The sequence below is a fragment of the Corynebacterium incognita genome (assembly GCF_014217255.1).
GTDB lineage: Bacteria > Actinomycetota > Actinomycetes > Mycobacteriales > Mycobacteriaceae > Corynebacterium > Corynebacterium incognitum.
The window spans coordinates 1,522,650-1,535,421 of record NZ_CP059404.1 but is presented as its reverse complement, the minus strand read 5'-3'; the positions used below and the strand labels follow the sequence as shown (position 1 = coordinate 1,535,421).

Here is a 12,772-nt window from a genome sequence, read left to right as displayed (position 1 = left end):
GAAGGGACTCGGAGGTCATGGCTGCCTAGCTTTCCTGCGCGAGCTTGTCGGTGACCTCAAGGACGTCCTTGGCTGTGACCTCGCGGAGGAACACCGCCGCGGGGCGGTGCTGCGTGTCCAAGACGATGGTGGTGGGCACCACGGACGTCGGCACGCCGCCCAGCGCCGCGGCCGTCTTGAACGGCGGATCGTAGATGGACGGGTATTCCAGGCCGTTGTCTTTGAGGAAGTCTTGGGAGATTGTCTTGTTGAAGTCACGCACGTTGATGCCCAGTACCGTGCCGGTGCCATCGTTTTGCAGCGACTCGTGGATCTCCTGGAGATCATCGGACTCAGAGCGGCACGGCGCGCACCACTGCCCCCACGAGTTGAGCACGACGATCTGGCCCTTGAAGTCGTCCAAAGCGATCGTCTTGCCGTCCTCGCGGACGGACTCTCCACTAAATCCCTTGAGTGGCTTGCGCTCGGACTCGTCGTAGGTGATGGTCTTTTCACCGCCGGGGGTGTGGAACTCAAACTGGCCGCCAGACGCCACGGCGTTCTGGGAGCTTTCTTTGTCCAGTCCGCAGGCGCTCATGAACAGCGCGGCGGTGGCCAAGACCGCGGCGAGCGCGGCCCGGGCGGGGCGGTTGTTGTTCATAGTTGAGCTAAATCTCTCGTGCTGGGGTGGAATAGGCAATATCGGTGATCTCATCGGGCGCGGCCCCGTCCGCACCGAAAACGATGGACGTCACGGACGCCAGGTCGCACTCGCGATCCCACGGCGCGTGAGCCAGGCGCAGATCCATGACGGTGCGCTGCACGGTCACGATGGGAAGCTGGTGGCTGACCAGGATGGCCTCGTGTCCCTCCGCGGCGGCGCGGGCGCGCTCCACGGCGTCCATCATGCGGCTGGCGATCTCGGTAAAGGGCTCACCCCAAGACGGCTCAAGCGGGTTGCGCATGAGCGGCCACCGCACCGGGTTCCACAGCTGGGAGCGCCAGCCCTTGGTGCGCAGCCCCTCGAAGCGGTTGCCGGACTCGATGAGGAAGCGATCCTCCTGCACGTCCAGCCCCGTGACCTTGGCGATGGGCAGCGCGGTTTCCTGGGCGCGCTGCAGCGGCGACGCCGCGAGGTAGGTGACGTCATGATCCCGGAAGGATTCCGCGGTGCGCGCGGCTTGCGAGTGGCCGCGGGAGGACAGGTGGTAGCCCGGGATGCGTCCATAGAGGATCTTGTCCGGGTTGTGCACCTCGCCGTGGCGCACCAGGTGAACGATGGTGGTCATGAATGCTCCTATGTTGTCCGGGTTTTGGGGTGTGCGGATCGTGGAAGTGCGGGCCTAAGCGGTGGCCTGTGCTGCGGCGGCCGCCGCAGGCTTGAGGGCCTTCTCGATGACCTCAAAATCATCGTCCGTCAGCGCGTCGGAGACAAACCAGGTCTCGAAAGCGCTTGGTGGGACGTACACGCCGCCGTCGAGAAGCGCCGCGAAGAAGGGCGCAAAGCGGAAGGTGTCCGCGGCCTGCATGTCCGCGAAGTTGCGGCCCTCGCCCTCGGCGAAGCGGATGGAGAACATGGTGGCGGCGCGCTGGATGTGATGCGCCACCCCGGCGCCGGTCAGCGCTTCGGAGATGAGGCCGCTGAGCTGGTCCGCGCGCTGCATGAGGCGGGGGTACAGGGACTCGTCGGCCAGGCGCAGGGACGCCAGGCCCGAAGCCATGGCCACCGGGTTACCGGACAGTGTGCCCGCCTGGTAAACGGGGCCCTGCGGGGCGAGGTAGTCCATGACGTCCGCGCGGCCGCCGAACGCGGCGGCGGGAAGCCCGCCGGAGACGACCTTGCCGAAGGTGGTGAGGTCGCCCGCCACGCCGTCGACGCCAAACCAACCCTTGTGCGAGGTGCGGAAGCCCGTCATCACCTCATCCAGGATGAGCAGGGCACCGTTGGCGTGCGCAATGTCCTTGAGGGCCTGGTTGAAACCCTCCGCGGGCGCGACGGTGCCCATGTTGCCCGCGGCGGCCTCAGCAATGATGCAGGCGATCTCGCCGTCGTTGTCCGCGAAGGCCTCGCGCACCGCGTCTAGGTCGTTGTAGGGCAACACGATGGTGTCTTGGGCCTGCGCGCCGGTCACGCCCGGCGAATCCGGGAGGCCCAGGGTGGCCACGCCGGAACCAGCGGCGGCGAGCAGCGCGTCCACGTGGCCGTGATAGCAGCCGTCGAACTTAATCACCTTGGAGCGACCCGTAAAACCGCGGGCCAAGCGCACGGCAGACATCGTGGCCTCGGTGCCGGAGTTGACCAGGCGGATCTTCTCCACCGAGGTGCGCGCGATGATGGCCTCGGCCAGCTCGGTCTCGGCGGTGGTGGGTGCGCCGAAAGACAGGCCATCGACGGCCGCCTTCTGCACGGCCTCCACAATCTCCGGGTGGGCGTTGCCGTGAATCATGGGCCCGTAGGAGCTCACCAGGTCCACGTATTCGTTGCCGTCCACGTCCCACAGGCGCGAGCCCTGGCCGCGGGCGATGACCCTCGGGTGGCCGCCGACGGAGCCGAAGGCACGCACCGGGGAGTTCACGCCGCCCGGCGTGGACTGCTGCGCGCGCTCGAACCAGGAATCGGAGGAAAGGTGAGACGAAGCGGAAGACCCAGAAATAGACATGGTCTACATTGTACGGATTCCCGCCCTATACAAAAGTTTGAGTCCTTCAGGGGCGTGGCGGGCGGCCGCGCGGCACGATGACGGGAGACACCGCGTCGTCCCAGACCTCGGCGTCCATGCCGTAAACCTCTTTAAGGTTCGTCGGCGTGAGCACGTCTTTCGGGGCGCCGGTGGCGTGGATGAACCCGTCGTGCATGAGCACGAGCTCGTCGGAATATTGGCCCGCCAGCATCACATCATGCAGCACCATGATGACGGTGCGCCCGGCGCGCGCCTGCGCGCGGGCTAACTCCAGCATGTCCATGGCGTGCGCCGGGTCAAGGTAGGTGGTGGGCTCGTCCAGCAGCAGCACGGGGGCTTCTTGCGCCAGTGCCATGGCCAGCCACACGCGCTGGCGTTGCCCGCCGGACAGCTGCTCGACGGGGGTCTCCGCCAACAGTGCGGTATCCGTGGCGTCCAGCGCGGCTTCGATGGCCGCAAGGTCCTGCGGGCCGTTGCCACCGAACCGTCCACGATGCGGGTGCCGCCCGCGCGAGACCAGCTCGTAGACCAACAGGCCCTCGGGCGCCACGGGGCTTTGCGGCAACAGCGCCACGTGTTGCGCGATCTCCCGCGGCTTCATCGCCGCTACGGCCTTCTCCCCCACCCGGACCTCGCCTGCCGACGGCGCGAGGAGGTGGTTCACGGTTTTAAGCAGCGTGGACTTGCCACAACCATTGGGTCCGAGCAGGCAGGTGACGGTGCCGGGTTGTGCGTGCAGGGTGACGGGATCGTGCTTGCCGACGATCGTGGGTCCGCCGCGGTATCCGGCACGCACGGCGTCGATGGCAACGGGCAGGCCGGAGGTCATTCCGGAGGGCTTTCCGGAGCGGGTTTCTGCGGCGACGGCAGCGTTCTTCTGATTCATCACGTGTTTCCTCATGCCCTATTTCAGGCGGGTTCGGCGGGCTTGGTGAAGGACAATGGCAACGAGTACGGCGCCACCGATGACGGAGCTGACCAGCCCCACCGGCGCGAGGCGCCCCACGTTACCGGCGATGACGGCGCATCCCGTCAGTAATGCGGCGCCGGCGGCGGCAGAAGCCAGCGGTGGCGGCATTGGCGCGCCGGCCACCAGCCGTGCAAGGTGCGGGGCGATAAGCGCGACGAAGCCGATGGGGCCGACTACTGACACCGTGACCGCGACCAGCCCAGTGGCCGCGACAAGCAACTGCACTCGGCGGGCGCCGAGGTTGACGCCGAGGGAGCGCGCGGTGGCATCGTCATGCGCCAGAAGGTCCAGGTCCCGGTGGGCGAAGGCGCCGAGAAGTGCGAAAGGTAGCAACGCGAGCCCGAGCGGGGGGATGGCTTCCCAGCGCACCATGCCGGTGTTGCCCGCCAGCCAGGTCTGCGCCTCGGCCACACTGCGGATGTCGGCCTTGAGCAGCAGCCACGACACCGCGGCAACGCACAGCTGAGACAGCGCGAAGCCGATGAGCACCACCTTGTTGGTAGTTCGTCCGCCTGAGAGCACCAACAGCAGTGCCACGATAGCGGCCGCGCCTATGGCTGCCAGCCCGGCGCGCCACCACCACTCGGGGATACTGTCCGCGAACGCGGGTGGCGCGAGCACCGTCCCGGCCACCACGGCCAGCGACGCGCCACTGCTGACACCTAGGAAGTCCGGGGAGGCCAGCGGGTTGCGGGTCATGGTCTGTGTCCAGGCCCCGGCGGTGCCCAGCGCCGCGCCGATGAGCAGCGTGGCGATGGCGACTGGAAGGCGCAGGTCCCACACGATGCTGATTTCTTGTGCGGTGCCGCCACCGCTGAGCACCGACAGTACCTTCGCCGGGCTCAGCTCCACCGCGCCCTGCCCCAGCAGCAGGCAATACGCGAGTGCGGCCAGGGCTACGAATATGACAAGCGTCACGACGCCGCGAGTCCGGCGGCGGCGCAGCGCAGAAGGCAGGGCCATCATGCCGGCGCCTTCCTAACCACCCACATGAGCAACGGCGCGCCCACGACGGCGAGGATAATCGACATCTCCAATTCGCCGGGATACAGCACGAGACGCCCGAGAATGTCCGCGAGCAAGGTGAGCGCGCTGCCCAGCAGAGCCGTCGGCACCACTGTGGTGCGAACGTCGGGGCCGAGCACGAGCCGGATGGCGTTGGGCGCGGCGAAGCCGACGAACGCCACGGGCCCCACCGCCGCGGTGGCGGTACCGGCCAGCACGATAACGGCGAGGGCGGCCAGGCTCCGCGTGCGGGAGGGTGAAGAGCCCAGCGCTATCGCGGTGGTCTCCCCCATGGCCAACAGATCCAGCCCGCGGGCGCAGAGCAGGGCGACGCCCATTCCGAGAACGAGTCCGGCGGCGGCGATGCCCACCTCGGTGTAGCCACGCCCGAAGGTGGAACCAACCGTCCACTGCCGCAGGCCGTCGAGTACAGCGGTGGCGTTGAGGGATAACAGGGTGGTCACCGCCTGGAGGCACGCAGTAATACCGACGCCGGCCAGCACCAACGTGGTGGCGTCCGGGGCGACGCGAGCGAGGAGGAAGACCAGCGCAGTGGCCGCGGCGGCGCCCAGCATAGCCAGCGTCGTCACGCCCAGTGCCCCGAGAGTGGAGCCCGCTGCGATGGCGATGGCCACCGCGAAGGCCGCGCCCGCGGTGATACCAATGAAACCCGGATCCGCCAGCGGGTTGCGGGTCAGTGTTTGGGTAATCGCGCCCGCCACCGCCACATTGGCGCCCGCCGTCACAGCCAACACGGTGCGCGGCAGGCGCAGCTGCCACAGGATGTGGTTGGCCTCGGAGTCGGTAGCGGAATCTGCGGCGCCGCTAGCCACGGGACCGTCGAGAAGCTGCGCCCACACCTCCCCAATGCCAAGCCGGTGGGAGCCCAGGAACAGCGACGCTGCGGCCACCACCAGTAGCGCGACGGCGAGGCCGCCGGTAAGGGCGGCACCGCTGAGGCGCTGCGGGGCGGGGGTGGGTCGCAAAATCGTCATTAGTTTCGTCTGTTGGGGGTGATGTGCTGTGGTGCGGGCTTAGAGTGCGGCGTCGACCTTATCAACGGCCCACGGGATGGTCACGGGGTTCGGCATGGACATGGCGTTGCCGGTGTCAGTGTCGAGGTAGCGAACGCGGCCGTCCTTGACGATGTCGAGGCCGGTGAAGGTCTTGTCCTTCTTCAGCTCGTCCACGGCGCCGTTGTAGTCGAGGACGAAGAGGTAATCGACGTCGTTGAGCTTGCTGTAGTTTTCGGGCGCGAGGTCCACGAAGAAGGAATTACCGTCGCCCTCGAGCTCGTCGGGGATCTCGAAGCCGAGGTTCTCAATGAACTGGCCCCGGCCGTCCCCGGAGGTGTACAGGCCCAGCTTGCCGGAATACGGCATGACCATGGCGGCGGTTTTACCCTGGACGTCCTTGTGATTATTGCGGAATTCCTCGAAGGCTTCCTCGGTCTTGGTGATAAGTTCCTCCCCTTCGGATTCCTTGCCCACCGCCTTCGCGATGGCTTTGACCTGGTCCTTCCACGGGATCTGCCAGTCGGTGGTGCCCTCTGGTTTCACTGTGGTCGGCGCGATAGCTTCCAGCTCTTCCTTGGCCTTGGCGTCGATGGCCTGGTTGACTGCGATGATCTTGTCCGGGTTGGTCGCGGTCACCTGCTCAACGATGTCAGCGGACACACCCTGCGCAACGTTGAAGATCTTCTCCGGCTGGGCGTCGCCCAGCATCTCCGTCGCCCATGGGCCCACGCCCGACGGATCGGTGTCCGCCTCAGCGCCCCACGGCGCGACGGCCACCGGGGTGATGCCCAGCGCCAGCAGGGTATCGGCGTCGCCCCAGCCCAGTGCGGCGATGCGTTCGTCCGCCACCTGCGCGCTTGTCGACGCCCCGTCTGCCGCACCGTTGCTGTCTCCGCCATCACCCCGGGAGCACCCGGTGAGGACGAGGGAACCGGCGAGGACGGCCACGCCAACGCGCAGGAGATTGTTTTTCATGCTGGTAAGCGCCTTTCAGTTTTACAATTCCAACCTAGTAAGGCTAACCTTACAACAAACATTTTTAATTAAGCAACATTCGCATTGCGTAAATCAACCCGTCGTGAGGGGAGTTAACCCTAGCATGCACAGTCTGTTCCGCGTCACCGTGCAGACCACGGAATCCCTAGCACCCCACCTGCAACGACTCACTCTCCACGCCCCGGAGTTTGCCGACTTTCAGCTCACGGGGCCCGATGAATTCTTCGGCCTAGTGATGCCCCAGCTCGGCGAAAACTTTGCCCCCTTCGATACCGCGGGCACGAATATCCGCGCCGCGGTCACCGCCATCCCCGAGCCACAGCGCCCAGGCCTGCGCTGGTACACGATTCGCGGGCACCAACCAGAACGCGCCACCGTGACGATGGATGCGGTCACCCACGGCGACAACGGCCCCGGCTCCGCATGGATCCGCCGCGCGCAGCCCGGCCAAGAGGCGGGCTTCTTCCGTTGCCAGGCATTATGGGTGCCGCCGCAGACTCACGACGGCACTCAACACGGACGCCCAGGTGCGCGACAGCTGCTCGTCGCCGATGCCTCCGCGCTCCCCGCGCTGCGCCACATCCTGGAATGCCACGCCGCGGGCCGCCCCACGGATCTCGGCCAGGCAGACCCTGCGGACTTGGCACGCACCGACGTCATCGCAGTGGTGAGCTCAGAAGACGAAGTCGAACCGGGCCTGATCCAGGAATGGGAGGCGCAGGTGGGAGGCCTGCGCGTTGTGACGGCACCTGCGGAAGTGGGCCGCGCGATGGATGAGCTGTACGCGGAGGGACCTGAATTGCTGGGTAGCGTATGGGCCAGCGGCGAGGGCGGTATGACCAAGGCTGTGCGCTACCACGCGATGCAGCGCTACGACCTGGACAGCGACGCCATATTCTGGTGCCCCTACTGGTTCGTAGGCAAGGCGCGGCCCTAGTTAATAGCGGTTTACCAGCCGCGCTCGGCCATGCGCATCGGCTCCGGGATGGCGTCGACGTTGATACCCACCATGGCCTCGCCCAGGCCGCGGGAGACGCGAGCGATAACGTCCGGATCGTTGTAATTCTTGGTGGCCTCCACGATGGCCTTGGCACGCTGCTCCGGGTTGCCAGATTTGAAGATGCCGGAACCGACGAAGACGCCGTCGGCGCCCAGCTGCATCATCATCGCGGCGTCGGCAGGCGTGGCGATGCCACCGGCAGTCAGCAAACCGACGGGCAGCTTGCCGGTCTCCGCAACTTCCTTGACCAGCTCGTACGGGGCCTGCAGTTCCTTGGCGGCGACGAAGAGTTCGTCCTCCGGCAGCGCGGACAGGCGCGCAATCTCGGCGCGGATGGTGCGCATGTGGGTGACCGCGTTAGAAACGTCGCCGGTGCCGGCTTCACCCTTGGAGCGGATCATGGCCGCACCCTCATTAATGCGGCGCAGGGCCTCGCCCAGGTTGGTGGCGCCGCAGACGAACGGGGCGTCGAAAGCAAACTTGTCAATGTGGTGGGTGTAGTCCGCCGGGGTGAGGACCTCGGACTCGTCAATGAAATCGATGCCCAGGGACTGCAGAACCTGCGCCTCGACGAAGTGCCCGATGCGCGCCTTGGCCATGACTGGGATGTCCACGGCGTTGATGATGCCCTCGATCATGTCCGGATCGGACATGCGGGAAACTCCGCCCTCGGCGCGGATGTCCGCGGGCACCCGCTCGAGCGCCATGACGGCGGACGCCCCGGCGTCGGCGGCAATCTTTGCCTGCTCCGGGTTGACGACGTCCATGATGACGCCGCCGAAAAACTGCTCCGACACACCGCGCTTGACGCGGATTGCCTGGGTTCCTGACTCCTGTGACACTGGTGAATCTCCTTCCACATCGAATTGCTATATGGATTAAGAGGTTACCGTTATTGCAGGTGGGGCGGGGCGTTTTATTCAACGACGTTCAATTATCTGAGGGGACTGGGGGTGGGTAGACTCCCCCAACGTGTCTGAATCTGAAGAAATTACCTCATCAACGCTGACCTCCCGCGCCCGCACCATCGTGACCGTGGTGGCACTCATCAACCTCGTCGGCTGCTTAGGCGAGGTCGTGGTGGCGTCCATCATTGGTTCGGCGTCGCTATTCGCAGACGCGGCGGACTTCCTCGAGGACTTCCTCATCAACCTGCTCGTGGTCACGGCGCTCGGCTGGTCCGTTGCTAGCCGACGGAAAGCCAGCTACCTGCTGGCCGGACTGATCTTGATTCCGGCGGTGGCAGCACTGGGTATGGCGGCGTGGAAAGTGGTGAGCGGCGAGATCCCAGAACCGATGACGCTGTCCGCGACGGCGTTCGTGGCGATGGTGCTCAACTTCATATGCGCAGTGCTGTTGCTGCAGCTGCGCGCGGGCAACGCCCTCATGCGTGGCGCGTGGCTGGCGGCACGCAACGACGTGGCGGCAAACCTGCTCATCCTGGGCGCGGGCGTGCTCATGATGTTCTGGGCCAGCGTGTGGCCGGACGTTATTGTGGGCGTGGCAATTGGCATCATCAACCTCTCCGCAGCGAAAGAAGTGTTTGAGCAGGCGAATGCGGAGGATCCAGAGCTGGAAGACTAGCTGCGCGCGCTGACAGTGCGGATGCCTGGGGGTCGGGCTATGCTGTGAGCGAGAGATTGTTGATCGGGGGATGACAATGGGGAAATACTTGGGCTGCGCGGGGGCGTGTGTGGCGCTGTCGCTACTACTTGTTGGGTGCGAGGACGCGGAGTCTGCTGTGGCGCCGGTTCCGGAGGTGAGCGCTGGGGCGAAGTCGGCGACTTCAGCTGCTTCGGTGCCACCGTGGGTGCCGCGGGCAGCGCCGAGGCCCGTGCGTGCGGAGAAGCCAACGCCGGTGACGACGGCGCGCCAATCGACACCCGCTGCGCCATCACCGACTCCCGGGACTTCTGCCCCACCGACACCCCATACTCAGGCACCTACGCGGGACCGAGTAGCGGCGGTACCCGCGCCGCCGAAGCGACGGCAACCGGCGGCGGCTCCGACGGTGAGGAAGAACAAGGGTGGGACTCAAGGGGCGTCGAGAAGCAAGGGCGTGTTCCGCGGGCCTGTGGTGGACGGCAAACTTATCTTGCCGCCCGGGGTGCCGACGCTACCTTCGCGCGCACCGAATCTGGCGCAGGAGGCGCTGGATGAACTGGAGAAACACCTGGGTTAGGCAGTGAATTTCAGGCCAATGATGCCGCCGATAATCATGAGGAGGAAGAGGATTTTTAGCGCGCTGGCGGCTTCCTCGCCAGTTATGAAGGAGTAGAGGATGGTGGCGGTGGCGCCGACGCCAACCCAGACGGCGTATGAGGTGCCGACGGGGAGGGACTTCATGGCCCACGCGAGGCCACCCATGGAAATAGCGCAGGAGATGACGAATACGAGGCTCGGCATGAGGCGCGTGAAGCCGACGGAGCGATCGAGGGCGATGGCCCACACGGCCTCGAAGGCGCCGGAGAGAACAAGGATAAGCCAGGGCATGGTGATGCTTTCCGGCCGTCTTGTCATCGTTCCGGGTACGGCTCCCTCGTCCGGGCCCGCGCTACTGGCGGGTCTGAGGCTTGATATTAATTCGCACAGGGCACGTTTTCAAGTGTCGAAATCTTTTTCTAAAAAGGTGTTGACAGGTGCTGGTTTAGGTGTATTATCGAACATGTAAGCGATGGAATATCAGGGTTCGGACACTTTCATGAGACTGTGGAAAGGGGGAAGCCATGAACCAAGTCACCAGGCTGGTTGCCGCGATGTCAGCAGCGATGGCGGAGCTGCGCTCGGTCATGGCGGACCCGGACGCGGTACGTTTCTCGGACGTGCACGAGGCGTTCATTGAGCTGGAGCGCGTGTGGGCAGGAAAAGCTGCTGTGGACGCCGCTTTTGCCTACGTCGCGGACCGTGATGACGCCGGCCGCCTAGTGGGTTCCTCGCAGGCGCAGGACTACCTGGTGAAGAAGCTACGCCTTTCTCAGGCGGACGCGCACGCCCGAGTGCGCGAAGGTCGAGAGCTTTTTGCCCCGCGGAAGGCGGAGCCAGGTCTGCTCGGTGGGCTGGAAGCGGTGCGCCGCGAGGAGGCTGAGCGACAGGCGGCTGCTGACAACAAGTCGGCGATTGCGCGGGGCGCGCAGGTGTCCTTCGCGGTGCTCAATATGATCGCGGCGGAACTACAGCACCTCAATGAGCACGCGGTACCAGGGCGCGAGCAGCTCAAGAAGATGGCACTGGACAAGCAGGAAGAACTGCCGCTGGATGAGCTGCGGGCGTGGCTACGCAATGAGATTTCAGCTGCGAATAAGAAGGCGCTGCGCCCGGACGGTACCAAGGACGAATACGCGGCGGTAAAGAAGCGCCGGTTGAGCATCAGCCGACCTGACGCGGACGGCGGTGTGCACCTACACGGTTACGTGGACGCGGCAACGGCGGCACTGCTGAAGGCTGCCTTCTCCCCTGCGCGACATTCCGGAAGCGCGGGCCTGACTCCGGAAGAGGATAAGCGGACGTACCCGCAGCGTATGGCTGACCAGCTGGCGGCGATTGTGGGGAACTACTTGGGATCGCAACAGGCGGCGCGCTACGGACTGGGCTCGGTGATGATCGCGACCACGCTGGAAGAACTGGAATCGTTGACGCCGTCGAGCCGGTTGGCCACCACGGTGGGCGTGGAGCTGCGTCCGCTGGATGTGCTTCGGCTGGGCGCGGCGCAGCATGACTTGCTGTGCGTCGTGAACGAACAGGGCCAGCCGCTAGAGCTAGCTCGGGCGGCGCGCACAGCGACGCTGTGGCAAAAAGTAGCACTGGCAGCCTCCGAACTGGTGTGCACGCACCCAGGATGTGACCGTTCGTGGCAGGACTGCGATGTTCACCACCTGCAGGCGTGGGCGCACGGCGGGGCGACGGACCTGAAAAACCTCACGCTGCTGTGCCGGCGTCACCATGTGGACAACAATGACCGGCGCGATGGGGTGCGAAACATGGGGTATGCGGAACGATGTCGCGAGACAGGACGGGTGGGGCTCAAGAGACCGGGAAGCCACCGGCTGAAATTCAACGATCACCCGGCGGCGGCGCGGGCGCCGGGGCGGAAACTGGCGCGGGCGGCGAATGATCCGCCGGACGTGACGCTGGCCGGTTAAGGCTAGTGATGGTGGGGATTGATGTGCGGGAATGCGCGGTGCCGCCCGCGGGTTGTGGCGCGCCCGCAGGCGGCATTGGGGTGCCTGGGTGAAAATGTGGGCATGGTCTTAGCACCGGATTCGTGGCACGCTAGAGATATGAAAATCGCATTCTTGGGAACCGGACGCATGGGAACCGAACTGGCGCGACACCTGCTTCGCGACCACGAGGTCACAGTATGGAACCGCACGGCAGCAAAGGCGCAGCCCCTGTTGGACGAGGGCGCGGCATGGGCCGACAGCCCCGCAGCGGCCGTGGCGGCCGGGGATATCGTGTTCACGAGCCTGTTCGGCCCAGATGACGTACGCGAGGTGATCATGGAGCCGGAGCTCATCCCGGAGGGCATGACGTGGGTGGACACCACGACCGTGTCGCCGGCGGCGGCCGCGGAGTTTGCGGCGGTGCCAGGCTACGTGCACGCCCCGGTCGTCGGGTCGTTGGGCCCGGCGCGCGCGGGCGAGCTAGGCGTGTACGTGGGCACCCCGGACGCGTCGCGTCGCGAGACCGTGCTGGACCTAGTGCGGCCGTGGGCGGGCGCCGAAAAACTCATCGGGGTGGATTCGGCCCCGAAGGCCGCCACGGGCAAACTGCTGGCCAACCTCGCCCTGGCGGTGACCGCCGAAGGTGTACTGGAGGCCCTGCGCCTGGGCACCTCGAACGACCTGAGCGAGGGAGAGGTCTTGGACATGCTCTCCATCACGGGCCTGGCCTTCATGAAGAACATGAAGGAGCCGTTCATCCGCGGCGAGCGACCGACGGCGCCGGGCGACTTCACCGTGGACGCCCTGTGCAAGGACTCCAAGCTCATGGTGGACTCCACCGCGGGCGGGGCGGAGGCGCTGCCAGCGGTGGCGGCAGCCATCGGCGAATTTGAGAAGCAGCAAGACCTCGGCCACGGCAACGAGGACTTCTCCTCCATCTTCGTGTACCGCGAGGACTGACTATG

14 protein-coding genes and 1 riboswitch are annotated in these 12,772 nt (G+C 65.8%); of the genes, 5 read left to right on the top strand and 9 right to left on the bottom strand.

The annotated features are described in order from the left end of the window. Positions 1-25: 25 nt before the first annotated feature. From H0194_RS07115 to H0194_RS07085, 7 genes are read right to left on the bottom strand one after another with little or no spacing between them, the layout of a single operon-like run. The gene (locus H0194_RS07115; protein ID WP_185175244.1) at positions 26-640 is read right to left on the bottom strand and encodes a TlpA disulfide reductase family protein; all 615 of its coding nucleotides are present in this window, start codon (positions 638-640) and stop codon (positions 26-28) included. Between the two features lie 7 nt (positions 641-647). Continuing rightward, positions 648-1,268 (bottom strand): histidine phosphatase family protein, encoded by a 621-nt coding sequence (locus H0194_RS07110; RefSeq protein WP_185175243.1) that lies wholly within the window; start codon positions 1,266-1,268, stop codon positions 648-650. 54 nt (positions 1,269-1,322) lie between these two features. Next, the gene (gene hemL / locus H0194_RS07105; protein ID WP_185175242.1) at positions 1,323-2,639 is read right to left on the bottom strand and encodes a glutamate-1-semialdehyde 2,1-aminomutase; all 1,317 of its coding nucleotides are present in this window, start codon (positions 2,637-2,639) and stop codon (positions 1,323-1,325) included. Between the two features lie 46 nt (positions 2,640-2,685). Further along, positions 2,686-3,546, bottom strand: coding sequence for an ABC transporter ATP-binding protein (locus tag H0194_RS07100; protein ID WP_246388836.1), 861 nt, complete (start codon positions 3,544-3,546; stop codon positions 2,686-2,688). An 18-nt stretch (positions 3,547-3,564) separates the two neighbouring features. Then, complete coding sequence (locus tag H0194_RS07095) at positions 3,565-4,593, bottom strand: FecCD family ABC transporter permease (RefSeq protein WP_246389157.1); 1,029 nt, start codon at positions 4,591-4,593, stop codon at positions 3,565-3,567. Next, positions 4,593-5,630: a FecCD family ABC transporter permease gene (locus tag H0194_RS07090; protein WP_185175240.1), complete on the bottom strand. Its 1,038-nt coding sequence runs from the start codon at positions 5,628-5,630 to the stop codon at positions 4,593-4,595. Before H0194_RS07090 ends, H0194_RS07095 begins: the two co-directional genes overlap by 1 nt. Before the next feature lie 39 nt (positions 5,631-5,669). Continuing rightward, positions 5,670-6,626: an iron-siderophore ABC transporter substrate-binding protein gene (locus tag H0194_RS07085; protein ID WP_185175239.1), complete on the bottom strand. Its 957-nt coding sequence runs from the start codon at positions 6,624-6,626 to the stop codon at positions 5,670-5,672. Positions 6,627-6,750: 124 nt separating this feature from the next. Here H0194_RS07085 and H0194_RS07080 point away from each other — a divergent pair, with 124 nt between their 5' ends. Further along, a complete protein-coding gene (locus H0194_RS07080) occupies positions 6,751-7,584 on the top strand; it encodes a siderophore-interacting protein (RefSeq protein WP_185175238.1) in 834 nt (277 codons plus the stop codon). Positions 7,585-7,595: 11 nt separating this feature from the next. On the opposite strand, the gene pdxS is transcribed toward H0194_RS07080, so the two are convergent. Beyond that, on the bottom strand, positions 7,596-8,489 hold the full coding sequence (pdxS, locus tag H0194_RS07075) for a pyridoxal 5'-phosphate synthase lyase subunit PdxS (RefSeq protein ID WP_185175237.1): 894 nt from the start codon (positions 8,487-8,489) through the stop codon (positions 7,596-7,598). 130 nt (positions 8,490-8,619) lie between these two features. Between pdxS and H0194_RS07070 the strand changes: the two genes are divergently transcribed. Then, entirely contained in the window at positions 8,620-9,231 is a 612-nt protein-coding gene (locus H0194_RS07070; protein WP_185175236.1) for a cation transporter, read from the top strand. Positions 9,232-9,366: 135 nt separating this feature from the next. Next, positions 9,367-9,807 (top strand): hypothetical protein, encoded by a 441-nt coding sequence (locus H0194_RS07065; RefSeq protein WP_185175235.1) that lies wholly within the window; start codon positions 9,367-9,369, stop codon positions 9,805-9,807. An 18-nt stretch (positions 9,808-9,825) separates the two neighbouring features. On the opposite strand, the gene H0194_RS07060 is transcribed toward H0194_RS07065, so the two are convergent. Continuing rightward, a complete protein-coding gene (locus H0194_RS07060) occupies positions 9,826-10,140 on the bottom strand; it encodes a DMT family transporter (protein ID WP_185176938.1) in 315 nt (104 codons plus the stop codon). Positions 10,141-10,150: 10 nt separating this feature from the next. Further along, positions 10,151-10,217: riboswitch (guanidine-III (ykkC-III) riboswitch) on the bottom strand. Between the two features lie 156 nt (positions 10,218-10,373). On the opposite strand from H0194_RS07060, the gene H0194_RS07055 reads away from it, so the two are divergent. Together H0194_RS07055 and H0194_RS07050 are read left to right on the top strand one after the other, a co-directional pair. Continuing rightward, the gene (locus tag H0194_RS07055) at positions 10,374-11,786 is read left to right on the top strand and encodes an HNH endonuclease signature motif containing protein (protein ID WP_185175234.1); all 1,413 of its coding nucleotides are present in this window, start codon (positions 10,374-10,376) and stop codon (positions 11,784-11,786) included. 138 nt (positions 11,787-11,924) lie between these two features. Next, positions 11,925-12,767 carry an NAD(P)-dependent oxidoreductase gene (locus tag H0194_RS07050; protein ID WP_185175233.1) on the top strand — a complete coding sequence of 281 codons (843 nt, stop codon included), beginning with the start codon at positions 11,925-11,927 and terminating at the stop codon, positions 12,765-12,767. Positions 12,768-12,772 lie beyond the last annotated feature (5 nt).